The following is a 23,373-nucleotide window of genomic DNA, read 5'->3' as shown; positions in this document are numbered from 1 at the left end:
GCGGGTGGTCGTGCTGGTGCCACTGCGCATGTCCTTCCGTCAGCCGCCGACCGGGTTAGCTGACGGGTTCGGGACGGAAGATCCCTACCGCTGACGCGGATGCACCCCAGGAACATGGTTCCCCGGTTCGCCCGGTTGGGCGATTAGGCGGCGACCGCCACCGGCGCCGGGAGGCGCCGCCTGGTGGAGGCCGGGACCGAGCCTACCGGTGCCGGTGGGGCCGTTGCAGCCAATGTGACGGACGGTGCGTGCGTCATCACGGAAAATTACCCTAAAAGTGAGCAATGCTCCGAAAAGGTCGTCACCACTCGATGGAGCCACACGCGCCGGAGGCGGCGCCCGGCTCGATCTGCAACGTCGCGTGTTCGATGCGGAAGTCGTCGTGCAGGGCCGTACGCGCCGCGGTGAGCACCGCGCCGACCTCCGCCCCGGGTGCCATGGTCAGGTGTGCGGAGGCCACCTCCATGCCCGAGGTGAGCGTCCAGACGTGCAGGTCGTGCACCTCGACGACGCCGGGCACCGCGGCCAGCCGGTCGTGCACGGCGGTCACCTGGAGGTGCTCCGGGGCGGCCTGCACCAGGATGCGGATGGCGGCGCGGGCCAGCCGCCAGGTGCGCGGCAGGATGAACACGCCGATGGCGACCGCGACCAGGGGGTCCGCCCACCACCAGTCGGTGACGGTGATGAGCAGCGCCGCCCCGATGACGCCGACCGAGCCGAGCAGGTCACCGAGCACCTCCAGGTAGGCGCCCTGGAGGTTGATGCTCTCCCGGGCCCCGGCGCGCAGCAGGGCGAAGGCGGCGATGTTCGCGAGCAGACCGAGCACGGCCACCGCGAGCATCGGGCCGGCGACGACCTGGTGCGGGTCGCCGAACCGACGGATCGCCTCGATCACCACGTAGATCGCCACGCCGGAGAGCAGGACGGCGTTGGCCAGCGCGGCGAGCACCTCGAGCCGGTAGAGCCCGAAGGTGCGCTGTGGGTCGTTGGCGGCCCGCCGGGTCGCCGTGATCGCGGCGAGCGCCATCCCGATGCCGAGCACGTCGGTGAACATGTGCCCGGCGTCGGAGAGCAGGGCGAGTGAGCCGGTGTGCAGGGCGGTCACCGCCTCGACCACCATCAGGGTGGCGAGCAGCCCGAACGCCGCCCAGAGTCGACCCCGGTGCTGGTGTGCGGCATTGGCGACGGACCCATGGTGGTGGTCATGACCTGCGCCCACGAGATTCACCTTCCGCCGCCGGCCGGGACCCGGTCAAATGTATGCTCACATCGCTATGTGTGCAAGTGTACGGGCGGTGCCTTTCGCTGGCGGCGATCCGCGCAGGTCAGGCGGTCGGGTCGATGGTGGTGAGCCGCTGGGTGGCCCGGGAGAGCGCCACGTACAGCGTGCGTACCCCGGCACCCGGATCCGCCCGGATTTCGCTCGGGGCGACCAGCACCACCGCGTCGTACTCCATGCCCTTGGCCTCCAGGCTGGTCACCACCTGCAACCTGGGCGCGCCGAGCGCGCCGAGCCAACCGGCGACCTCGTCGCGGCGGGGGACCGGCGTGATCACCCCGACCGTGCCCTCCACCTCGGCCAGCAGGCCGGCGGCGGCCTCCACCGTCGCGGTCTCCAACCCGGCGGCCGGCACCACCAGCTCGACCGGTTCCACCCCGGTGGAGCGGACCGCTCTCGGCAGCGGCAGGTCGGGGTAGAGCCGGCGGATCTCCGCCGCCGCCACCGCGAAGATCTCCGACGAGTTGCGGTAGTTCGTGGTCAGCGTGAACTCGTGTCGCTTGCGCCGGCCCAGCGCCTGGTCCCGGGCTCGGGTCAGCTCCTCCGGGTCACCGGTCCACGCGGTCTGCGCAGGGTCGCCCACCACCGTCCAGGAGGCCAACCGGCCACGTCGACCGACCATCCGCCACTGCATCGGCGAGACATCCTGCGCCTCGTCCACCACCACGTGCGCGTAGTCCCGGTAGTCCTCCGGCCGCTCCCGGGCGGCCGCGCGGGCGGCCCGCTGCCGTTCGCCGAGGGTGCTCAGCTCGCGGACACCACCGGCGAGCTGGAACGGATCGCGTCGCGCCCTGGCCGGCTGCGCGGGCTTACCGAGCAGCGCGTCCAACTCGTCCAGCAACGCCACGTCGGCGATGGTCAGCCCGGCCGAGTCCAGGTTCCGGTACGCGGCGGTGAGCAGCCGGATCTCCGCCGAGGAGAGGATTCCTCCGGCGTACCGGCGCAGCCGGTCCGGCTGCGCCAGCCAGCCGAGCACGTGCCGGGGGTGCAGCCGGGGCCACCACGCCTTGAGGAACTCGCGGAACTCCGGCCGCTCGGCGATCTCCGCCTCGAAGGCCGGCTGCTCCGGCAGCCGACCGCTGCTCAGCTCACGGGCCTGCGCCCACAACGCGGCGAACACCCCGTCGAAACCGGCCCGGCGCACCTCGTTGCGCCGCGCGCCGCGGTGCAGCGCGCGGTCCCGGATGCGGTCCAGGGTGGCCCGGTCCAGCCGCAGCAGCGTGCCGCGGTAGAGCAGCCGCAACTCACCCGGGCCGCCCGGCACCGCGTCGCGGGCCGCGCGCTCCAGCACCCGGCGCATCCGCAGCGATCCCTTCACCGCCGCCACCTCGGGCGGATCGGTGCGGGTGGCGGTCATCCCCGGAAAGAGGGTGCCCAGCGAGTGCAGGGTCGCGGTGTCCTCACCGAGCGACGGCAGCACGGAGCCGATGTACTCGACGAAGACCGACGACGGGCCGACCACCAGGATGCCGCCGCCCGCGTAGCGACTGCGGTCGGAGTACAGCAGGAACGCGGCCCGGTGCAGGGCGACAGCGGTCTTGCCGGTGCCGGGGCCGCCCGCGACGATCGTCACCCCGGAGCCGGGCGAGCGGATCGCCTCGTCCTGCTCTCGCTGGATGGTCGCCACGATGTCGCGCATGCCCCGACCGGTGGCCTTGGACAGGGTGGCCAGCAACGCGCCGTCACCGACCACCGTCATCCCCTCCGGGGCGGCGGTCGGGTCCAGCAGGTCGTCCTCGATCCGGGTGACCCGCTCGGCGCGGGACTGGATCGTGCGGCGTCGCACCACGTCCAACGGCTGCGCCGGGGTGGCCTGGTAGAAGGCGGCGGCGGCCGGCGCGCGCCAGTCGACGACAAGCGTGACGGCGTCCTCGTCGCGGATCCCGAGTCGCCCGACGTGCAGCACCTGACGGTCGCGCAGGTCCAACCGGCCGAAGACCAGCCCCTCGTGCTCGGCGTCCAGGGTGTGCCGCCGTTGCGCCGCGTGGAAGACCATCGCGTCGCGCTCGACGAGGGCGCCGAACGTGCCCACCCGCGCCATCCGGTAGCCGTCGCGCTCGGCGCGGACCGCCGACTGCCGCAGCTCGGCCAGCCGGGCGTACACCCGGTCGAGGTGTCGTTGCTCGACGGCGATCTCCTGCTCAAGGCCGTTCTGGTCGGTCAACGCACGCTCCTTCGAGGGTCGCCGGCAGGCGGCGGGAACCGCGCGGGCCAACCGCAGAAGGGTACGGCCCCCGGCTCGACCCGCCGCGCCCGAGGTGCGCGAACGTGCTCAGGCACCCGTCTGCGAAAGGGTCGCGTCACAGCGGGCCGGCGGTGATTCGGCGAGCACCCGCCGCAGCACCCCGGTGAGCGCGGCGTTGACCTCGTCCGGGCGTTCCATCATCAGCATGTGCCCGGCACCCGGGCAGACGGTCAGTTCGGTGGCGGGCAGGGCCGCCGCGATCGACTCGGCGCACGGCGGCGGGGTCAGCCGGTCCCGGTCGCCGACCAGGGCGGCGGCCGGCAGGTGGGCCAGCGCGGCGAGGGTGTCCAGTCGGTGCTGGGCGCCGATGGAGGCGCGGAACCCACCGATCGACCGCAGCGAGGCACGGGCCACCGCCGACGTCACCAGGCGGATGTCGGCCGGCTCGCAACGGTCGCCGAAGAGCATCCACCGGATGCTCGGTTGCAGCGCGTTCAGCAGGGCCCGGGGCGCCCGCCACGAACCACACCGGGCCAGTACGCCGGCGCCGGTCGTCTCGGCCAGCCGGATCAACCGGGCGATCCGGGGCGAGAGCCCGTAGGCGGTGTGCGTGTGCCCCTCGGCGGTGGTCGACACGAAGACCAGCCCGGCGGCGCGGGCGGCGAAGTGCGCGGGGTGGCGGTGGGCGTACTCCATGATCGTCATGCCGCCCATCGAGTGCCCGACCAGCACCACCGGGCCGGTCGGCGCCACGGCGTCGATCACCGCGGCCAGGTCGTCACCCAACTGGGCCAGGGTGGCGGTGGGCAACGCCATGCAGCTGGACCGGCCGTGCCCTCGGGCGTCGTAGGCGACCACCCGCACCGCGTCCCCGAACGGCGTCGCGGTGAGCGCGTCGACCTGCCGGTGCCAGGCGCGTCCGTCCAGCGTCCAGCCGTGCAGCAGGATGGCGGTGACCTGGGCGTCCGTCGGACCCGTCGCCTCGACGTTGAGCCGTACGCCGTCCGGCAGAGCGACCTCGAACCGCTCCGGCATCGCCACCTCCCCAGGGCCGCCCAGTACCACGAGCACCGGGATACCCGGCGGTAACACCGGCTACCCGCCATGACACCACGCCAATCGCGCCGTGGCGAACATTCCCGACCGCACCCGTGGCGGACGGCGGCGGGCCAAGCTGAACGGCATGGGGTGGTCGGGAGCGCCCATGGGCGCGGCGTCGGGGCCGGGGCGGCAGGCCGGCGGTACGCCCCGCGCCGCGCTGGCCGACCTGCTCGCCGGCAACCGGCGGTTCGTCAGCGGTCAGCCGGTGCACGGTCACGACGTCACGGCCGCCGCCGCTGCCTCCGGCGACCAGCAGCCGTACGCCGTGGTGCTGGGTTGCATCGACTCCCGGGTGCCGCTGGAGGCGATCTTCGACCAGACCTTCGGCGCGATCTGTGTGATCCGTACCGGCGGGCACGTGCTCGACCGCGCGGTCTGCGGCTCGATCGAGTACGTGGTCGGCCAGCTCGGCGTACCGCTGGTGATGGTCCTCGGCCACGAGCGGTGCGGCGCGGTGGAGGCCACCGTGCGGGCGCTGCGCGCCGGGCAGCGTCCCGGGGGGTCGTTGGCGCACCTGGTGGACGAGATCGCCCCGGCGGTGACCGAGGTGGGGATCGACGACCCGGCGGTGCAGCCGCTGGCGATCCGCCGGCACGTCCGGCGCACGGTGCGCATCCTGCGCGCGGACGACCTGCTGGCCGGGCCGGTGGCCGCCGGCCGGGTGGCAGTGGTCGGCGGCCTCTACGACCTGGCCACCGGCGAGGTCGCCCTGATCGATCCAGGCTGACCCGCCCCTGCTCGGCGGGCTGGCCCGACCCGACCCCGGACGCGCGAAACCGCCCGCCGGACTGTCCCGGCGGGCGGTTTCGGTTGGTGCGGTGGGGGAGGGCTCAGCCCTCGAAGACGCCGGCCGCGACCAGGCGCTTCTCGGTGGCCTCCCAGCCGTCACCCGGGTGGGAGGCAGCCAGGTTGTTGATCTCCGCCCGGATCTTGGCGGCGTGGCCGGCGGCGGCCAGCACGCGGATCTCCTCGACGAACGCGTCGGAGTCCGTGCGCAGGTGCGCGGTCTTGCCGTTGGTCAGGTTCCGCACGTAGGCGTGCTTGCCGCCGTTGAGCGGGATGAGGTACTTGAACTCGCCCAGCACGCTGAGGGCGCCACCCTGGCCAGCCTGGCCGGCCCGGACGGACGCGCGCGCGGTCTTAGAGGTGTTGCTCGCCACGGAGGTACTCCTTGCAAGACGTACGGGAGGACTGGACGTCCGGGGGCTGTGTGCGGGCCGTACGTGAACTCGACCCGCGAAGGTGTAACGCGGCATAAGCCGCCGGTGGAACTGTACAGGACCACGACATCATGCTGGTCGTCGCGGTGTCCTGAGAGGCAACGGCGACCACCCGTCCGGCTATTCCGACCGGCGATTTTTCCGATTCCCTGGCGCACCACGCGTCACACAAGTCATCATGTGTTGCAGCAGCCACCTGGGTGGACGAGGTCGTAGGGGAAGACGCACCTCGCTCTCCGGGAGGTCACCGTGCCAACGCGTGGCGTCGTATACGTCCACTCGACCCCGCTCGCCGTGTGCTCGCACGTCGAGTGGGCGATCGCGCGCGTCCTAGCCGCGCCGGTCAACCTGCAGTGGACGGCTCAGCCCGTCGACCCCGGCGCACGCCGGGCCGAGTGCGGGTGGACCGGTCGTCCGGGGACGGGCGCCGAGCTGGCCGCTGCCCTACGGCAGTGGCCCATGATCCGTTTCGAGGTCACCGAGGAACCGAGTCCCGGAGCCGATGGCGAGCGCTTCATGTATGTGCCGGCCCGTGGCCTCTTCCGGGCGACGGTCGGCGTGGCCGGCGACATCCAACTCGGCGAGGACCGGCTTCGGACGCTGATGGCGGCCTCGCGGGCCCCGGAGGCGCTGGCGCACGCCCTCGACAAGGCGCTCGGGACGGCGTGGGACGCTGACCTGGAGCCCTACCGGTACGCCGGCGACGGCGCCCCGGTGACCTTGCTCACCCGGGTGGGCTGACCCGACGGTCCGCGAGTCGGCGACGTGCACGCCCGTCCGCCCGGCACGCACGGGCGGTAAGGTCAAGTTGCCCCGATAAGGGAGAAGCTGGTGGGATAGGTGGCGTGTCGAATCGCCCGTGGCGCGCCCCTGTCGCTGTCGCCGCCCTGACCGCCCTGCTCGTCACCGGCTGCTCGGGCGGCTCGCCCCGTCCCGCCCCGACGCCCAGCCCGACCGCCCCGTCCGGTGGTCCGAGCGCCCCGGCCGCGCCGCCGGCCGCCGATCCCGCCGGCCGGGCCGCCGCACTGGTGGCGACGCTGTCCGACGAAGACCTGGTCGGCCAGGTGCTGATGCCGTACGCCTACGGCGACTCGGCGACGAAGGTCTCCGCCGGCTCGGCGGCCGGTAACCAGGCCCTCGCCGGGGTCGACACCCCCGCCGACATGATCGCCAAGTACCGGCTGGGTGGCCTGATCCTGGTCGGCTTCAGCGCCGACGACCCCACCAAGGGCAACCAGGAAACCACCAACGTCGACAACCCCCAGCAGGTGCACGAGCTCACCACCGGGCTGCGTGCCGCCGCCGGTCGGCTCGCCACCGGGCCCGCACCGCTGCTGATCGGCACCGACCAGGAGTACGGCGTCGTCACCCGCGTGACCGACGGGGTCACCGTGCTGCCCAGCGCCCTCGCGGCCGGCGCGGCCGGTGACCCGAAGCTCACCGAGGCCGCCTGGCGGGCCGCCGGCACCGAGCTGGCCGCGATGGGCATCAACATCGACTTCGCCCCGGTGGCCGACGTGCTGGCCACCCGCAGCACCGTGATCGGCTCCCGGTCCTACGGGGCCGACCCGAAGCAGGCCGCCGCTCAGGTGGGCGGCGCGGTCCGGGGCCTCCAGGCGAGCGGGGTCGCGGCCACCCTGAAGCACTTCCCCGGGCACGGCCACAGCGCCGACGACTCGCACCAGGACCTGCCGGTGCTCACCCAGTCCGCCGCGGCGTTGCAGAGCGGCGCGTGGCCGCCGTTCACCGCCGGGATGGACGCGGGCGCGATGGCGGTGATGTCCGGTCACCTGGACGCGCGCGCGATCGACCCGGGGACCCCGGCGACGTTCTCGCACAAGCTGCTCACCGACGTGCTGCGCGGCCAACTCGGCTTCAAGGGCGTGGTGATCACCGACGGGATGAACATGCCGCCCGCCAAGCGCTGGGCTCCCGGCGAGGCAGCGGTCCGGGCGCTCAACGCCGGCAACGACCTCATCCTGATGACCCCGAACGTCGCTCAGGCGTACGACGGGTTGCTCGCCGCGCTGCGCGGCGGATCACTGCCCCGGACCCGACTGGTCGAGGCGGTCACCCGGGTGCTGACCATGAAGTTCCAGCTCGCGGAGCTGCCGGCGGCGCAGATGTCCACGCTCAACACCCCGGCGCACCGGGCGGCGGCCGACGCGCTGGCCGCCGCCGCCGTCACCGTGCTGCGGGGCACCTGCGGCGCGGGAGTACGCGGGCCGGTCACCGTCACCTCGTCCGGCGGTCGGGACGGCACCCGGGCCACGCTCACCGCCGCGCTGACCGCCGCGGGGGTGTCGGTCAAGCCCAGCGGTGGCACTGTCGTGCACCTGGTGGGCTACGGCGACGGCGCCGAGGATCTGCGCGCCGACGCGGCCGTCACGGTCGCCATGGACACCCCGTACGTACTGGCCGGCGCCACGTCACCGACGCTGCTGGCCACGTACTCCTCCAGCCGGGCGTCGATGACCGCCCTGGCCGCCGTGCTCGCCGGCAAGGCCCGGCCGGGCGGCCGGTCCCCGGTGGCCGTCCCCGGACTGCCCGCAAGCACCTGTCGCACCTGACCTGTCGACGCGTGCGCCGGGCGACCTCACTCGCCCGGCGCGAGCCCGCGCACCGCGAGCCGGTACGCCGGCAGCACGTCGGTCCGCTCGGTGATCAGCCCCTCGTTGACAGCGAAGACAAGCGTCTGCCCGGCCGACTGGACGGCCAGCGCCCAGTTGCGCGACTCCTCCTCGACCAGCGGGTTGGTGGCGATCCAGGTCATCTCGGTGCCGTCGAAGCCGCCAGCGCGCAGGTCGCGGAACTGTGCCCCGGTGACCGTCTCGCCGGCCCCGGCCGCGAAACCCTCCAGCGCGGCGCGCGGCGTGCCGGTCGGCGAGTCCGCAGCCCAGATCCGCAGGAATCCGCCACCGGCCGAGCGGCCGTCCACCTCGCAGCGCACCGTGGTGCCGCCGCGCTTCGTGAGCGCCTCGCCGACCAGTTCGGCCAGCTCACCCTTGGGCGGCTCGATGGCCTTTGCCGTCCACCCGTCGGCCAGGGGAAACGACACCGGGACCGGGCAGGGCGAACCCGTGCCGCCGGTCGTGCCGCCGGGCGACGCCGGGGCCACCTCGTCGTACCAGGGCTCACCCGTGGCCTGCGGCGCAGGCTCGCCGGCCGTGGCACCGGTGGGGGCGTCGTCGCCGCAGCCGGCCAGCAGGCCGAGGGTGAGCAGCGCCGACACGGCAACGCGGGTACGAGTGTCCATGGTGGTGATCCCCGTCAGTCGATCTTCAGTCGGCCCATCTAAGCCGGGCGCTGTCCCGGCGTCAATCGGCATCGGCTCCGCGCCACCGAAATCGGGTCGCCCCGCCCCCGGCCGGTCTGACAACCTCCCCCCATGGGAGCGGCAGCGGGATTCCGGCACACACAACGGGCGGACGGCACAGTGGTGATCACCCACCACGGACGGGTCGCCGGGACGCTGCGCGGCGCGCGGGCCGCGGAGTTCCTCGCCGAGGTCGACGACGATCCGCAGTTGGTGATGGCCCGCTGGACCGGCAACTACCGCCACGGCAACGAACGCACCGCGAAACAGCATCCCCGCAACCGGGGCTGAACGACGTAAGGGCCCCTCCTCGACGAGGAGAGGCCCTTACGCAGTAGCTCAGGGTCGGGCGAAGACGAGAGCCACGTTGTGGCCGCCGAAGCCGAACGCGTTGTTCAACGCGGCCGGAATCTCCATGGGGCGGGCCTTGTGCGCGGCGACGTCCAGGGTGAGGCCGGGCTCCGGGTCGTCCAGGTTGATCGTCGGCGGCACGATGCTGTCGCGGATCGCCAGGATGGTGGCGATCGACTCCAGCGCGCCGGCCGCGCCGAGCAGGTGACCGGTCATCGACTTCGTCGCGGACAGCACCGGGTGGTCGCCGAGCGCCTTGTGCAGCCCGCCGATCTCCAGCATGTCCCCGACCGGGGTCGAGGTGGCGTGCGCGTTGACGTGCACGATGTCGCGCTTGGCGATGTCCGCGTCGGCGATCGCCTTGGCGATGGCCCGGATGGCGCCCTCGCCCTCGGCGTGCGGCTGCACGATGTCGTACGCGTCGGAGGTGATGCCGGCACCGGCGAGGCGCGCGTACACCCGGGCACCCCGGGCTGCGGCGTGCTCGGCCCGCTCCAGCACCACGATGCCGGCGCCCTCACCGAGGACGAAGCCGTCCCGGCCCCGGTCCCACGGGCGGGAGGCCCGCTCCGGGTCGTCGTTGCGGGTCGACATGGCCCGCATCGAGCTGAAGCCGGCGATCGGCAGCGGGTGGATGACCGCCTCCGTGCCGCCGGCCACCACCACGTCGGCCCGGCCGGAGCGGATGATGTCCAGGCCCAGGGCGATCGCCTCGGCGCCGGTGGCGCAGGCGCTGGCCACCGAGTGCACGCCGGCCTTGGCGCCCAGCTCCAGGCCCACCCAGGCAGCCGGACCGTTCGGCATCAGCATCGGGATGGTGTGCGGGGAGACCCGCCGCGGCCCGGAGGCCTCCAGGATGTCGTCCTGGGCGAGCAGGGTGGTGGCACCGCCGATGCCGGAGCCGACGCTGACGGCCAACCGCTCCCCGTCAAGGTCGGAGCCGGCGAGGCCGGCGTCCGCCCAGGCCTGCTGCGCCGCGATGATCGCGATCGCCTCGGAACGGTCCAGGCGGCGCAGGCGGACCCGGTCCAGCACCTCGGACGGCTCCACGGCCAACTGGGCGGCGATCCGGACCGGCAGTTGCTCGGCCCACTCCTGGGTGAGAGCACTCACCCCGGAGCGGCCGGCGAGCATGGCGTCCCAGGTCGACGCGACGTCCCCGCCAAGCGGGGTCGTCGCGCCGAGCCCGGTGACGACGACGTCGGAACGACTCATGATCAGGACTGGGCCGCGATGTAGCTGACAGCGTCACCGACGGTCTTGAGGTTCTGCACCTCGTTGTCCGGGATCTTGACGCCGAACTTCTCCTCGGCCGCGACCACGACCTCCACCATGGAGAGCGAGTCGACATCGAGGTCGTCGGTGAAGGACTTCCCCTCGGCCACGTCGTCCGGGTTCACCCCGGCAACCTCTTCGAGGATCTCGGCGAGGCCGGTGGTGATCTCGTCACGGGTCATTGCGGTTGGTTCCTTTCATCGGGATTATCCGGCGGTCGGCGTCGCCCACCGCCACTCCTCGACGCGTACGCGCCCGAGGGGGTCATCAGGGGCAGCGGACGACCTGACCGGCGTAGGTCAGACCGCCGCCGAAGCCGAACAGCAGCACCGGCGCGCCCGAGGGCACCTCCCGGCGCTCGACCAGCTTGGACAGGGCCAGCGGAACGCTCGCCGCGGAGGTGTTGCCGGACTCGACGATGTCCTTCGCGATGATCGCGTCGGGGATGTTGAGCCGCTTGGCGATGCCGTCGATGATCCGCGCGTTGGCCTGGTGCGGCACGAACGCGGCCAGCTCCGACGGGTCGACCCCGGCCCGCTCGCAGGCCTGGAGCGCGAGCGGCGCGATCGCGGTGGTGGCCCAGCGGAACACCGCCTGCCCCTCCTGCTGGATGTACGGGCGCCAGCCCTCGATGCGGACCGCGTCGCTCTTGTCCGGCACCGAACCCCAGACGACCGGGCCGATCCCGGTCGGCTCGTCGTCGGCGGTGGCGGAGACCACCGCGGCGCCAGCCCCGTCCGCGAAGATGATGCAGGTGGAGCGGTCGGTCCAGTCGGTGAAGTCGGAGAGCTTCTCCGCGCCGATGACGAGCGCGTTGCGGGACGCCCCGGCCCGGATGGCGTGGTCCACGGTGCCCAACGCGTACGCGAAGCCCGAGCAGGCGGTGTTGAGGTCGAACGCGCCCGGCGCGTTGATGCCCAGCTTGGCGGCGACCCGGCAGGCCACGTTGGGGCTGCGGTCGATGGAGGAGCAGGTGGCGACCACCACTAGGTCGATGTCGGCGGCGGTCAGGCCCGAGTTGGCGAGCGCCTTTCCGGCGGCTGCGGCGGCCATGTCGGCGACCGTCTCGCTGTCGGCGATCCGCCGGCTGACGATGCCGACCCGGTCACGGATCCACTCGTCGTTGGTGTCGACGAGCTGGGCGATGTCGTCGTTGGTCACCACCCGGGACGGCTGGTAGTGCCCCATCGAGACGATGCGACTGCCAGTCATGAACGACCTCCGATACGGGCGATCAGGTCCCGTGCGGCCGGCAGGTCGTCCGGGGTGTTGAGGGTGACGATCTCCGGGGCGCCGTCGCCCTTGAGTTCCCGCTTGACCAGGCCGGCGAGGGTGCCGGCCGGGGGCAGTTCGATCACGCCGGTGACGCCGAGGTCGGCCAGCGTGCGCATGCACAGGTCCCAGCGCACCGGCGCGGTGACCTGACGGACGAGGCGCTGCACCATGGCCGCGCCGTTGTCGACCGCGATGCCGTCGAGGTTCGACAGCAGGGTCCGGGCCGGGTCGGCGGCGGCGATCCCGGCGGCCGCCGCGGCGAGCGCGGTCTCGGCCGGAGCCATGTACGGGGTGTGGAACGCGCCGGCCACCTGGAGCCGGATGATCCGGGTCCGGGCCGGCGGGGCGGCGGCGAGCTTGTCGAGCCCGTCCAGGGCGCCAGCGGCGACGATCTGCCCGGCGCCGTTGCGGTTGGCCGGGTAGAGCCCGTTCGCCTCGATCGCGGCGATCACCTCGTCGGGGTCGCCGCCGAGCACGGCGGCCATCCCGGTCGGCTCCAGCGCGCAGGCGGCGGCCATCTCCCGGCCGCGTACGCCGGCCAGGGTGATCGCGGCGTCGGCGGAGAGCACTCCGGCCAGGGCGGCGGCACCCAACTCGCCGACGCTGTGGCCGGCGGTGAGCGCGACGCCGTCCAACGGCAGGTGCTCGGCCGCGAGCAACGCCGCGGCGACCAGCAACGGCTGGGTGCGGGCGGTGTCCTTGATCTCGTCGGCGTCGGCGGCGGTGCCCAGGTGCAGCAGGTCGACCCCGGCCAACGCCGACCACTCGCGCAGTCGCGCCTCAGTGCCGGTCAGGTCGAGCCAGGGGGTCAGGAAGCCGGGTTTCTGAGAACCCTGGCCGGGACTAAGTACAGCGAGCACGCCTATGACTCTCCCGGATAAAGGCGGGTAACGCTGTGCCGCCTTCGACCAAACCGTACTAGGACCTTTGGAGGTTTCCTACAAAGATCGGCGGGGATCATCCTCGTTTTGAGGGGATTTCCGGGCGGCCGGGGTCATTGTCTGAGTCGGGACCGCAGAGGCGAGCGGGGCAACCGGGTCCAACCGACCCACGGTCAGCGCGACCTGGAGGGCGAACGCGTCGCGCGGAGACAACGGCGAGAACCCGGTCACCTCGGCGATCCGGCGCAACCGGTAACGCACCGTGTTCGGGTGCACGAACAGTGCCCGGGCCGCGCTCTCCAACGTGCCACCGGCGGCCAGGAACGCGTCCAGGGTCGCCAGCAGTTCCCCGCCGGCACGCACCAGCGTCGCGTACACATCGTGGCGTAGCCGCCGACGGGCCTCCGCGTCACCGGCGAGAGCCCGCTCCGGCAGCAGGTCCGCCGCCGGCACCGGGCGGGGCGCGCTGGGCCATGCCGGCGCTGCCCGGAAGCCGGACAGCGCCGCCCGCGCCGACTCGGTCGCCTCGTCCAGGCTCGGTACGGCGGGACCGACGACCACCGGGCCGTCCCCGAACGCGCTCAGCAGCTTCGCCGTGGCGGTCAGCGGATCCGGTGCGCCGCCCAGCACGATGACCAGCCGGTCGCCGTGGACACCGCCGATCACCTCCACGCCGATCCGGCGGGCCTGGCGGTAGACCACGTGCAGCACCGCGGAGACCTCGCCACCGGGGGACCGGCCGACCGCCACCGCCACCGGCGGCGCGTCCGTCCAGCCGAGCGCGGCGGCCCGACTGGCCAGCACGTCCGGCGAGTCGCCGCGCAACAGGGCGTCGACAAGCAGCGCCTGCAGCCGGGCGTCCCACGCGCCGCGCGACTCGGCGGCCCGCGCGTACACCCGAGCGGCGGAGAACGCGATCTCCCGGGAGAAGCGCAGCACCGCCTCGCGCAACTGCTGCTCCTCGCCCTCGGCGGCCAGGTGCGACACCTGCTCCTCGACCACGTCGATCGTCACCTTGATCAACGCCACGGTCTGCTGGAGGGTGATCGACCGGGCCAGCGCCTGCGGGGCGGCGGCGAAGACCTCGTCCGAGACCTCCTGGGTGCTGTCCGCCGTGCCGCCGCCCTCGCGCAGCCACTGCACCAGCGACCTCGCGCCCGCCTGGGCGACCAACATCACCCAGGAGCGCTGGTCGGCCGGCAGCGACCGGAACCAGGGCAGCGTCTCGTCCATCCGGGCCACGCTGGAGGTGGCCAACGCCCCCGCCGATCGTTCGATACGGCGCAGCGTGGCCGACAGCTCCCCACCGCCCGGCGTGCTCACCGCCCTAGCCTGACACGTCGTGAGCAGGCCAACCACGTCGGCACCGGTCGGCACGGCTCACGGCGGCGGGGGAGCGGGCAGGCCCAACTCCTGGGCCAGGATGGCGGCCTGCACCCGGCTGCGCAGGTCCAGCTTCGCCAGGATCCGGCTCACATGGGTCTTGGTGGTGCTCTCCGCCAGCACCAGCCGGTCGGCGATCTGCTGGTTGGACAGGCCCAACCCGAGGCAGGCCAGCACGTCACGCTCGCGCGGGGTGAGGGTGGCCAGCGCGGCCCGGGTGTCCGCCGACGCGCCCGGCGTGGTGGCCGCGAACGCGGTGATCAGCCGGCGGGTCACAGTGGGCGCGATGAACCCGTCGCCCCGGGCCACCGTGCGCACCGCGCTGACCAGACCGTCGGCGTCGGTGTCCTTGAGCAGGAACCCGGCCGCGCCGGCCCGCAACGCCCCGAAGACGTACTCGTCGAGGTCGAAGGTGGTGAGCACCAGCACGTCGGCGAGCCCGTCGGCGACGATCGCCCGGGTCGCGGAGATCCCGTCGGAGTGGGGCATCCGCACATCGAGCACCGCCACATCGGGGCGCAGCTCCCGGCACAGGCGCACCGCGGCGTCACCGTCGGCAGCCTCGCCGACCACCCGGACACCCGGTGAGCCGTTCAAGATCAGGGCCAGTCCCGCGCGTACCGCCGGCTGGTCGTCGGCGAGCACCACCCGTACCGTCGCCGCGCCCGCGTCGTCCGCGGGCCGCGCCGCCCCGGTCACCCGGCCTCCCCGGTGGGCAGGGCCGCCCGCACCTGCCAGCGACCGTCGCACGGCCCGGCAGTGAACCGACCGGCCAGCAGCGTGGCCCGCTCCCGCATGCCGATCAGCCCGGCCCCGGCGCCCGGCAGCCCGGCCGCGCCCCGGCGGACCGGGTTCTCCACCGTCAGCACCACCTCGGCCGGGCGGTACGCGATCGTCAGCTCCGCCTCACCCGTACCGTGCTTCAGCGCGTTCGTCAGCGACTCCTGCACGATCCGGTACGCGGCGAGGTCCACCCCCACCGGCAGCGCGCCCGGCGTGCCATCGGTCCGGACTCGCACCGCGAGACCGGCCGCCCGGGCCCGCTCGACCAGCCCGTCCGCCTCGGCCAGCCGCGCGGTGACCACCTCCGGCGCGGCCTGGCCATCACTGCTCCCGGGCTCGCGCAGCACCTCGATCATCTGACGCATCTCCGCCAGCCCCTGCACGCTGCTCTCCCGGATGACCCGCAACGCCGACTCCACCTGCCCGCGATCCAACCCGGGCACCGACAGCACGGCGGTGGCGTGGATGGCCACCGCGCTGAGGTGGTTGGCGACCACGTCGTGCAACTCCCGGGCCATCCGGGCCCGCTCGGCGCTGACCGCCTGCCGACGGTCCAACTCCGCCAGCCGGGCGGTCTGCTCGGCCCGCGCCCGCTCGGCGGCGGCCTGGTCGCGGTACTGCCGCACACTGATGCCGGTCAGCACCGGCAACAGCCCGACGAGCACCACCAGCACCCCGAGCGCCGCCCCACGCCAGTGGCCGTACCCGAGCACCCCGACGACCGCCCCGACCAGGCTCAGCGCCACGGTGATCCGCAGCAACCACCGCCACAGCCGGGGCGGGCCGTACACGCAGGCGTCGTAGAGCACCTGCGTGTAGACCAAAACCGTGCCCAGCGAACTGCCCAGCGCCGTGTCGACCACCAGCGCGCCGGTGCCCAGCGCCAGGCTGGCGCGCGGTGCGATCCGCCGAAGAGCGACGGCGACGCACACCGCCACCAGCGGCGGCAGGAACAACGCCGAGGGCACCTCCGCGTTCGGGCGGACCTGCGGTTGCCAACCCAGGGCGTGCAACACCAGACCACCGGCCAGCGACGCGCCGGCCAGCACGAGATCACGGCCGAGGGTGCCGGAGTCGAGCCACGGTGGCGGACGCATGACCCGATCCCACCACAGCCGTCGCCGGTCGAACTCCGACCGGGGGAGGACCTCGACCGCACCGCCATGCGCCGAAAGGGGTACGCGCACAGCGCCCCGCCCGGTCCGCCCTCCGGCGGGCCCTTCGGTGAACGGCGCGGAAAGATGCTGTGAACTGCGTAACCGGGTTCCGTGCTCGGCGGCGTCGCCGGGGACCAACCCGTCCGGACGCCGGGTACGCTGCGCGCGGCCCGTCGGTCCCGGCCAGTACGGTGACAGGGCACCTCGGGGGAGAGCACCCGAGGGTGGGGCGAGCGTGAGGAGACCGGGATGGCGCACGGGGAGGCCGAGCACGGCTGCGCCCAGGGCGAGCCCTGCCGGCCGGGGCACCACGACCCGCAGGCGGCGGGTAAGCACCGCCGAGCGGTCGGCGGCGCACCATCGCACCCGGCGGAGCCGCTCACCGGGCGGGCTGACGACGAGCCCGTGCTGCCGCGCCAGCGCTCCGCAGAGCCCAACACCCTCGGCGAGCCCGACTACGACGTCCCCGCTGGTTGCCTGAGTGAACTTCCCGGCTGGGCCGGGGCGCACCGGCACGGCCCGGTTCGACCGCGTCCACGGGCCACCCGCCGGGAACGCCCACCGCGCCGCTGGTGCTGACCAGCGCCAACTGAGGCGCTGGCCAGCAGGTGCGCCGGTGGTCAGCGCTGGCGCCGGTTTAGCGTGTGCGGCGGCGGATCAGCAGGGCGATCCCGGCGAGGCCGACCGTGATGGTCAACATCACGCCGACGTTGAGCAGCAGCAGGCGTTGCAGGTCGCCGAGCGCCTCGTCGAGATCCTTCGCCGGGTCGAGCGTGTCTTCCGGGAGCACCCGTTCGCCGCCGCCCGCGCCGCCGCTGACCGTGTCGAACTGCCGCTCCAGCGGCACACCGGCGGTGCGCAGGGTCTCGGACATGCTGAGCCGACCCAGGAACCAGCCGGCGCTGGTCTTGCGGCCGTCCGGCTGCTTGGCCGGCCGGTAGACGCGGGGGCCACCGACCGCCTTGGGATAGAGGTCGTAGGTCTGCTTCGGTGTATCGCCGGCGAGCACCACGACCGTATATTTCGGACCGAGGTTGGCCGCCTTCGGACCGGTCGGCATGCCGGTGCGAGCGAGGAAGTTGACCTGGTCGATGATCGCGCCCACGAGAGCGGGCTCGGTGTCCGCGTGCATTCGCAGCGGCTCGGACAGCCCCGTGCCGGTGATGTCCACTCCGGCGGGTGCCGGTTTCGGCGCGGCCGAGGCCGAGCCGGCGGTGCCCAGCGACAGCAGTGCCGCCGCCAGCGTGCCCGCCAACACGGCGGCCAACCGCCTCATGTGTCGGACCATCCCGCCTCCTCGCCCCGCTCGATGGATGGCTTCGTCGTGACGTCCGGACCGACCTGCCGGTGCGGGCATCGACCAGATGGCCGCGTCCACTCCTACAGACTCCGCAGAACGTCGATGAGTTGCAGCTTTCGGAACAGTAATTGGAACTATCTGCGATCTCTGCTCGACTAATGAGGAGCCGTTTGATCAGCGGGCGGATCGTACCCTTACGGAGGGGTTCATGGGGGGCAGGGTTACACGTACGGTGCGGGTCATGCCAGTGGTCCTCGGCGTGGCGTTCGGTGTGTCGTTTCTGGTGCCGCCCACACCGGCCGCCGCCCACAACGAGCTGACCGGCAGCAACCCGCGCGATGGTGCCCGCGTGGCGACGGCACCCGCCCGGGTCGAGCTGCGGTTCCTCGCCACGCCGTCACCGACAACGACGAAGATCACCATAACCGGACCGGACAATGTGGTCGCTGGCGGCCCACCGGTCTTCGCCGGCAGCCGGGTGCGGGTGCCGTTCAAGCCCGCGGCGGCGGGTCTCTACATCGTGGGCTACCAGCTCGCGTCCGCCGACGGGCACCCGGTGAAGGGCGAAGTGCGGTTCACCCTCACGACCGGTACGGCCGCCGACCCGTCCGCCTCGCCGTCGACCGCAGCCGGGACCACAGCGGCCGGGTCGCCCTCGGCCGGCGCGTCGCCCTCCACCGCGCCGGCGTCAACCACCCCCGCCAGCTCGACGGCGTCCACGGTGCCGGCCGCGTCGGAGCAGTCCGACTCCGGCGGTCGTTGGTGGCTCTGGGGGCTCGGCGGCGTGCTACTGCTCGCCGCGCTCGGAGCCGGCCTCGTGTTCCGCCGCCAGCGAGGGGTTCGGTGACCCTCTGACACTCACCGCTTCGGGTGGGTCAGGTGTGCGCGCCATCCTTTGCTCTGCACCCGCGGAAGCGACGGTTACGGTCTGCGACCGGTGCCTATTGGGGTGCAGAGCAAAGGCGGGGCGATGCGGAGTTGGGTCGGCGACGCGCCCGTGACGCGTCGCCGCGCAACAGTCAGACCAGGCGGAGGCGGGCGGCGCGGATTCGGGTCAGGGTGCGCTCGCGACCGAGCACCTCCAGCGACTCGAACAGCGGCAGACCCACGGTGCGGCCGGTGACCGCGACCCGTACGGGTGCCTGCGTCTTGCCGAGCTTGAGGCCCCGCTCGGCGCCGACCGCCTCCAGCGTCGACTTCAACGACTCGGCATCCCAGGACTCCAGCGCCTCGAACGCCGCGACGGCGTCGTCCAGCAGTTCGGCGGAGCCGTCCTTCATCGTCTTGGTCCAGGCCGCCTCGTCGATCAGCGGCGTGGCCAGGAAGAGGAAGTCGACGTTCGGCACGATCTCGCTGAGCACCGCGATCCGGGTCTGGGCCAGCGGCGCCACGGCGGCGAACGCGTCGGCGTCGAACTCCTCGGGCTGCCAGGGTGGCGGCGCGATGGTGTCGGTGCCGGTCAGCCACGGCTGGCAGGCGTCGATGAACTCGGCCACCGGCAGGGCGCGGATGTATTCGCCGTTGAACGCGCGCAGCTTCTTCTCGTCGAAGAACGCCGAGGAGAGGTTGACCTCGTCCAGCCGGAACTCGTCCTCGATGACCGACCAGGGCACGATCTCCCGGTCGCCGGAGGGTGCCCAGCCGAGCAGCATGAGGTAGTTGCGCATCGCGCCGGCGAGGTAACCCTCGTCGCGGTACGCCTCCAGGGCGACCTTGTCCCGGCGCTTGGAGAGCTTCTGCCGCTTCTCGTTGACCACCACCGGCACGTGCGCCCAGACCGGCGGCTTGACCCCGAGGGCCTCCCAGAGCAGCTGCTGCTTGGGGGTGTTGGGCAGGTGCTCTTCGGCCCGGATCACGTGGGTGATCCCCATGGTCATGTCGTCGACGACGTTGGCCAGCAGGAAGACCGGCGAGCCGTCGCCCCGGGCGATGACGAAGTCCTCGATGAGCTTGTTCTCGAAGGTGGGCTCGCCGCGGATCAGGTCGACCACCACGGTCGTGCCCTCGTCCGGCGTACGGAAGCGCAGCGCGCGACCCTCACCGGGGCCGAGGCCGAGGTCGCGGTGGTAGCCGTCGTAGCCCTGGTACTGCGAGCCGGTGCGGGCCTGCACGTCCTCACGGGTGCAGTCGCAGTAGTAGGCGCGGCCCGACTCGTACAGGCGCGCGGCGGCGGCCCGGTGCTCACCGGCGTTCGCCGACTGGAAGTAGGGGCCCTCGTAGCTGCCCCGGGTGATGCCGATCCAGTCCAGCGCGGAGAGGATGCCCTCGGTCCACTCGGGCTTGTTGCGCGCCGCGTCGGTGTCCTCGATCCGCAGCACGAACACGCCGCCCTGCTGCTTGGCGTAGATCCAGTTCTGCAGCGCCGAGCGGGCGCCGCCGACGTGGAACATACCGGTCGGGGAGGGGGCGAAGCGCACACGTACTGTCACGTCCCCCAGCCTACGGCGGGCGGCGAGCGCTTTTGGGCACGGCCCCCTGACTCAGGGCACCGAACGGATCTTGACGACCAGGGCGCTGCCGAGGAGGGTGACCACGGCGGTGACCGCGTAGAGGGTGGGATAGCCGCCCAGATACACCACGAGCGGGGCGGAGAGCGCCGGGCCGAGCACCTGCGGCGCCGAGTTGGCGATGTTGATCACGCCCAGGTCCTTGGCCCGGTCGGTGGCCCGGGGCAGCACCTGGGTGATCAACGCGGCGTCCACCGAGAGGTAGACGCCGTAGCCGGCGCCGAGCAGCAGCGCCGCGACGATGGCGACCGGCCAGAGCGGGGCGACCGCGAGCAGCAGCGCCGCCACCGCCATGATCAGCCCGGAGACGATCACGTAGACCTTGCGGCGGCCGGACCGGTCGGAGAGCCGGCCGGCGACCACCGCGGTCAGCATCATGCCGAGCGTGTAGAGCAGGATCAGCACCAGCAGGCCGCCCTCGGGGTCGGGGTGACGCACCCCGTCGCTGAGGAAGTACAGCAGGTAGAGGGTGCCCAGCGCGTTGCCGAGCTGGACCAGGAACCGGGTGATCCAGGCCCAGGCGAAGTCCGGGTGTCGGCGCGGGCTGATCCACATCGAGGCCAGCAGCGCCCGCGTCCGGAGCGCCGGTCGATGCGTACGCGGCAGTGGCTCGTCGGGGGTGAGCAGCGCGAACGGCAGCGACAACAGCAGGATGGCCACGGCGATGGCCAGGTAGCCGGCGGCGTTGCCGGTGACCACGGCGGTGACGAGCACCGCGCCGAGCACCAGCCCGAGCGCCTGCGGGATGCCCACCCAGCCCGAGACGCCACCGCGCTGGCGCACCGGCACCCGGTCCGGGATGGCGGCGGTGAGGCTGGCCAGCATCGCGTTGAAGCAGACCTGCGCGGCCACCCAACCGAGGGCGACCCCGAGGATGGTCCGCTGCTGGGCCAGCAGCACCAGGGCCGCCGCGCCGAGCACCGCCCCGCCCACCGTCCAGACGTGCCGTCGACCGAACTCGCGGCCGGCGATCCGCAGGCAGGTCCGGTCGGAGAGCGCGCCCGCGAGGGGGTTGGCCAGCACCGCGGCCAGCGCGCCGAGGCCGGTGACCACGGCCAGCATGTTCTCCTTGTCGCCGGGCGCGATCTGCTCGATCTGCTGCGGCAGCAGCACCTGGATCGGCGTGAAGAACGCCATCCACACGCCGAGGTTGGCCGCGAAGATCAGGCCGATCCAGCCGCGCCGGACCGGCACCGTCGGCTCGGCGAGCGCCGCCGGCAGCGATGCCGGCGTCGGGTCGAGGGTGGTCACCGCGCCGACCCCGGCCGGCTGGCCGCGATCACGTCCCGCAACCAGGTGTACGACGACTTCGGCGTACGCGTCTGGGTGGCGTAGTCGACGTGCACCAGACCGAAGCGCTTGGTGAACCCCTCGGCCCACTCCCAGTTGTCCAGCAGCGACCAGACGAAGTACCCACGGACGTCCACCCCGTCGTCGAGGGCGGCCCGGACCGCGCGCAGGTGCCCGTCGAGGTACGCGATCCGCTCCGGGTCCGCCACCTGCCCGTCGGCGTCGGGTGCGTCGTCGTACGCGCAGCCGCTCTCGGTGATCTCGATGGGTGGCAGCGCGTCGCCGTACGTGTCGTGCAGCCAGCCGAGCAGCTCGCGCAGCCCGTCGGGGGCCACCGGCCAGTCGAAGGCGGTACGCGGATAGCCGTCCAGCGCAACCAGGTCGAACGGCAGGGGTGAGCCCTCCTCGGCGGCCCGTACCCCGGTGGGGTTGTAGTAGTTGACCCCGAGCACGTCGATCGGCGCGGCGATGGTGTCGAGGTCGCCGGGGTGGACGATGCCCGGGTCGAGGCCCGGTAGTTCGGGGTAGCCGCGGCCGAGCAGCGGGTCGGTGAAGAGCCGGTTGTGCAGCGCCTCGTATGCGGCCCCGGCGGCCCGGTCGGCGTCACTGTCGCCGAGCACCCGCACCGGCGAGTAGTTGTTGGCGATCGCCACCGGGCTGGTCGTGTGGGCCCGTAGCGCGGCGACGGCGAGCCCGTGCCCGAGCAGTTGGTGGTGGGCGGCCGGGAAGGCGTCGAAGAGCAGCATCCGGCCGGGGGCGTGCTGGCCCATTCCGTAGCCGAGGCTCATGTGGATGAACGGTTCGTTCAGGGTGATCCACAGCCGGACGCGGTCGCCGAGCCGGGCGGCGGTCTTGTCGGCGTACTCGGCGAACCGGGCGGCGGTGTCGCGGTGCAGCCACCCGCCGGTGTCTTCGAGGGGTTGCGGCAGGTCCCAGTGGTAGAGGGTGGCCACCGGGTCGACGTCGGCGGCCAGCAACTCGTCCACCAGGCGGTCGTAGAAGTCCAGGCCGGCCGGGTTGGCCGGGCCGGCGCCGGTGGGTTGGATCCGGGGCCAGGCGATGGAGAACCGGTACGCGCCGACGCCCAGGCCGGCCAGCAGCGCCACGTCCTCGGTGTGCCGGTGGTAGTGGTCGCAGGTCACCGCGCCGCTGCTGCCGTCGCTGATCCGCCCCGGTTCCTGCGCGAAGGTGTCCCAGATGGACGGACCTCGGCCGTCGGCAGTGGTGGCGCCCTCGATCTGGTGGGCCGATGTGGAGACGCCCCAGCGGAAGCCGGTGGGGAACTGGGGCATCGGTGCTGTCGACATACGCCCTCCCGGTCAACGTGAAACGTGCTCGGGACTTTAGGGCGCTGTCGATGAATGCGCCATAGGCCGGCCTGGCGCATTCCGCAATGGTTGATCGGCGTGTCTTTTTCCGAACCCGTCCTGGTAAGTCCGATTTAACGCATAGAGTGCCGATATCGTGGGATGTCCTCACCGGAGGAAAGACGGAAATGATCCTCGTGGAACGCAGTGCGCACGTGGCGGCGCCAATTGAAGTGGTCTGGGATGTCGTGCAGCGGGCCGAGCAGTTGCCGGCCTGGCTGGCCGGGGTCCGCGCGGCCGAAGTGCTCTCGGGTGAGGGCTTCGGACGACGACAACTGGTCCAGGCGGGGCGCGGCTCGGCGCATGAGGCCGAGGTGATCGCCTACCAGGAGCCGACGCTGATCGGCTGGCGGGAGCGGGCCAAGGGTGCCGGTGCTCGTGCGGAGGCGCGCACCGAAATCTACGTCCAGCTCACCGCCGACGAGGAGGAGGGCGGCACCATCGTGCGCCTCATCGTGGTCCGCTGGCCGGCCGGCCCGGTCAAGGCGGCTCTGCTGCGCCTCGGACTGCGTCGGGTCGGCGCCGACCTGGAGGACTCGCTGGCCCGGCTCACCGACCTGGCCGCCGTCGGCTGACGAGCGCCCATCCTCCCGGCGTCACCCGCGACGGCGGTGGTCCGGATCCCCGCCAGGGCTCCCGGACCACCGCCGCTCCCTGAACGGAAAAGGGCCCGGCGCGGGTGCGCCGGGCCCTCCTCAGTGGT

At 72.9% G+C, this 23,373-nt stretch carries 23 protein-coding genes and 1 riboswitch; of the genes, 7 read left to right on the top strand and 16 right to left on the bottom strand.

Annotation, left to right across the window (positions count from 1 at the left end):
* Positions 1–28: 28 nt before the first annotated feature.
* Positions 29–160, bottom strand: a riboswitch (cyclic di-AMP (ydaO/yuaA leader).
* A gap of 141 nt (positions 161–301) precedes the next feature.
* From QCZ28_RS25910 to QCZ28_RS25900, 3 genes are all read right to left on the bottom strand, one after another.
* Positions 302–1,219, bottom strand: coding sequence for a cation diffusion facilitator family transporter (locus tag QCZ28_RS25910; protein ID WP_279519080.1), 918 nt, complete (start codon positions 1,217–1,219; stop codon positions 302–304).
* A 106-nt stretch (positions 1,220–1,325) separates the two neighbouring features.
* Positions 1,326–3,443, bottom strand: a complete 2,118-nt coding sequence (locus QCZ28_RS25905; RefSeq protein WP_279519079.1) for an AAA family ATPase — start codon at positions 3,441–3,443, stop codon at positions 1,326–1,328.
* 108 nt (positions 3,444–3,551) lie between these two features.
* The gene (locus QCZ28_RS25900; protein ID WP_279519078.1) at positions 3,552–4,499 is read right to left on the bottom strand and encodes an alpha/beta hydrolase; all 948 of its coding nucleotides are present in this window, start codon (positions 4,497–4,499) and stop codon (positions 3,552–3,554) included.
* Positions 4,500–4,668: 169 nt separating this feature from the next.
* On the opposite strand from QCZ28_RS25900, the gene QCZ28_RS25895 reads away from it, so the two are divergent.
* Complete coding sequence (locus QCZ28_RS25895) at positions 4,669–5,292, top strand: carbonic anhydrase (RefSeq protein ID WP_279519101.1); 624 nt, start codon at positions 4,669–4,671, stop codon at positions 5,290–5,292.
* Positions 5,293–5,395: 103 nt separating this feature from the next.
* On the opposite strand, the gene QCZ28_RS25890 is transcribed toward QCZ28_RS25895, so the two are convergent.
* Positions 5,396–5,725 (bottom strand): hypothetical protein, encoded by a 330-nt coding sequence (locus tag QCZ28_RS25890; RefSeq protein ID WP_279519077.1) that lies wholly within the window; start codon positions 5,723–5,725, stop codon positions 5,396–5,398.
* Between the two features lie 309 nt (positions 5,726–6,034).
* Between QCZ28_RS25890 and QCZ28_RS25885 the strand changes: the two genes are divergently transcribed.
* The gene (locus tag QCZ28_RS25885; protein WP_030330284.1) at positions 6,035–6,526 is read left to right on the top strand and encodes a DUF3145 domain-containing protein; all 492 of its coding nucleotides are present in this window, start codon (positions 6,035–6,037) and stop codon (positions 6,524–6,526) included.
* Between the two features lie 104 nt (positions 6,527–6,630).
* On the top strand, positions 6,631–8,355 hold the full coding sequence (locus QCZ28_RS25880; protein WP_279519076.1) for a glycoside hydrolase family 3 N-terminal domain-containing protein: 1,725 nt from the start codon (positions 6,631–6,633) through the stop codon (positions 8,353–8,355).
* A gap of 26 nt (positions 8,356–8,381) precedes the next feature.
* Here the strand turns inward: QCZ28_RS25880 and QCZ28_RS25875 are convergent, their stop codons facing one another.
* On the bottom strand, positions 8,382–9,041 hold the full coding sequence (locus tag QCZ28_RS25875; RefSeq protein WP_279519075.1) for a lipoprotein: 660 nt from the start codon (positions 9,039–9,041) through the stop codon (positions 8,382–8,384).
* A 132-nt stretch (positions 9,042–9,173) separates the two neighbouring features.
* On the opposite strand from QCZ28_RS25875, the gene QCZ28_RS25870 reads away from it, so the two are divergent.
* Complete coding sequence (locus QCZ28_RS25870; protein ID WP_091409273.1) at positions 9,174–9,392, top strand: hypothetical protein; 219 nt, start codon at positions 9,174–9,176, stop codon at positions 9,390–9,392.
* 48 nt (positions 9,393–9,440) lie between these two features.
* On the opposite strand, the gene fabF is transcribed toward QCZ28_RS25870, so the two are convergent.
* The 7 genes from fabF to QCZ28_RS25835 form a co-directional block, all read right to left on the bottom strand.
* On the bottom strand, positions 9,441–10,667 hold the full coding sequence (gene fabF, locus QCZ28_RS25865) for a beta-ketoacyl-ACP synthase II (RefSeq protein WP_030330277.1): 1,227 nt from the start codon (positions 10,665–10,667) through the stop codon (positions 9,441–9,443).
* A gap of 2 nt (positions 10,668–10,669) precedes the next feature.
* The gene (locus tag QCZ28_RS25860; RefSeq protein WP_030330276.1) at positions 10,670–10,909 is read right to left on the bottom strand and encodes an acyl carrier protein; all 240 of its coding nucleotides are present in this window, start codon (positions 10,907–10,909) and stop codon (positions 10,670–10,672) included.
* An 85-nt stretch (positions 10,910–10,994) separates the two neighbouring features.
* Positions 10,995–11,939, bottom strand: coding sequence for a ketoacyl-ACP synthase III (locus tag QCZ28_RS25855; RefSeq protein WP_279519074.1), 945 nt, complete (start codon positions 11,937–11,939; stop codon positions 10,995–10,997).
* Complete coding sequence (locus QCZ28_RS25850) at positions 11,936–12,862, bottom strand: ACP S-malonyltransferase (RefSeq protein WP_279519073.1); 927 nt, start codon at positions 12,860–12,862, stop codon at positions 11,936–11,938. The genes QCZ28_RS25855 and QCZ28_RS25850 overlap by 4 nt, the downstream gene beginning before the upstream one ends.
* 78 nt (positions 12,863–12,940) lie before the next feature.
* The gene (locus QCZ28_RS25845) at positions 12,941–14,242 is read right to left on the bottom strand and encodes a helix-turn-helix domain-containing protein (protein ID WP_279519072.1); all 1,302 of its coding nucleotides are present in this window, start codon (positions 14,240–14,242) and stop codon (positions 12,941–12,943) included.
* 21 nt (positions 14,243–14,263) lie between these two features.
* Positions 14,264–14,965 (bottom strand): response regulator transcription factor, encoded by a 702-nt coding sequence (locus tag QCZ28_RS25840; protein ID WP_279519071.1) that lies wholly within the window; start codon positions 14,963–14,965, stop codon positions 14,264–14,266.
* Positions 14,962–16,146: a histidine kinase gene (locus QCZ28_RS25835; protein WP_279519070.1), complete on the bottom strand. Its 1,185-nt coding sequence runs from the start codon at positions 16,144–16,146 to the stop codon at positions 14,962–14,964. The genes QCZ28_RS25840 and QCZ28_RS25835 overlap by 4 nt, the downstream gene beginning before the upstream one ends.
* Positions 16,147–16,455: 309 nt before the next feature.
* Between QCZ28_RS25835 and QCZ28_RS25830 the strand changes: the two genes are divergently transcribed.
* Entirely contained in the window at positions 16,456–16,785 is a 330-nt protein-coding gene (locus tag QCZ28_RS25830; RefSeq protein WP_279519069.1) for a hypothetical protein, read from the top strand.
* A 58-nt stretch (positions 16,786–16,843) separates the two neighbouring features.
* Here QCZ28_RS25830 and QCZ28_RS25825 read toward each other — a convergent pair whose 3' ends face one another.
* Positions 16,844–17,494, bottom strand: coding sequence for a hypothetical protein (locus tag QCZ28_RS25825; protein ID WP_279519068.1), 651 nt, complete (start codon positions 17,492–17,494; stop codon positions 16,844–16,846).
* 253 nt (positions 17,495–17,747) lie between these two features.
* Here QCZ28_RS25825 and QCZ28_RS25820 point away from each other — a divergent pair, with 253 nt between their 5' ends.
* The gene (locus QCZ28_RS25820; RefSeq protein ID WP_279519067.1) at positions 17,748–18,353 is read left to right on the top strand and encodes a copper resistance CopC family protein; all 606 of its coding nucleotides are present in this window, start codon (positions 17,748–17,750) and stop codon (positions 18,351–18,353) included.
* Positions 18,354–18,525: 172 nt separating this feature from the next.
* Here the strand turns inward: QCZ28_RS25820 and gltX are convergent, their stop codons facing one another.
* Genes gltX through QCZ28_RS25805 form a run of 3 tightly spaced genes read right to left on the bottom strand, consistent with a single transcriptional unit; the run spans position 18,526 to position 22,610 of the window.
* Positions 18,526–19,935: a glutamate--tRNA ligase gene (gltX, locus tag QCZ28_RS25815; RefSeq protein ID WP_030330259.1), complete on the bottom strand. Its 1,410-nt coding sequence runs from the start codon at positions 19,933–19,935 to the stop codon at positions 18,526–18,528.
* Positions 19,936–19,986: 51 nt separating this feature from the next.
* A complete protein-coding gene (locus tag QCZ28_RS25810; protein WP_279519066.1) occupies positions 19,987–21,264 on the bottom strand; it encodes an MFS transporter in 1,278 nt (425 codons plus the stop codon).
* Complete coding sequence (locus tag QCZ28_RS25805; protein ID WP_279519065.1) at positions 21,261–22,610, bottom strand: GH1 family beta-glucosidase; 1,350 nt, start codon at positions 22,608–22,610, stop codon at positions 21,261–21,263. Before QCZ28_RS25805 ends, QCZ28_RS25810 begins: the two co-directional genes overlap by 4 nt.
* A gap of 188 nt (positions 22,611–22,798) precedes the next feature.
* On the opposite strand from QCZ28_RS25805, the gene QCZ28_RS25800 reads away from it, so the two are divergent.
* On the top strand, positions 22,799–23,245 hold the full coding sequence (locus QCZ28_RS25800; RefSeq protein WP_030330254.1) for an SRPBCC domain-containing protein: 447 nt from the start codon (positions 22,799–22,801) through the stop codon (positions 23,243–23,245).
* Positions 23,246–23,373 lie beyond the last annotated feature (128 nt).

Source organism: Micromonospora sp. DH14, assembly GCF_029809455.1.
GTDB classification, from domain to species: Bacteria; Actinomycetota; Actinomycetes; order Mycobacteriales; family Micromonosporaceae; genus Micromonospora; species Micromonospora parva.
Note: the sequence above shows the minus strand (reverse complement) of the source record. Positions and strands in the feature narration are given on the sequence as shown.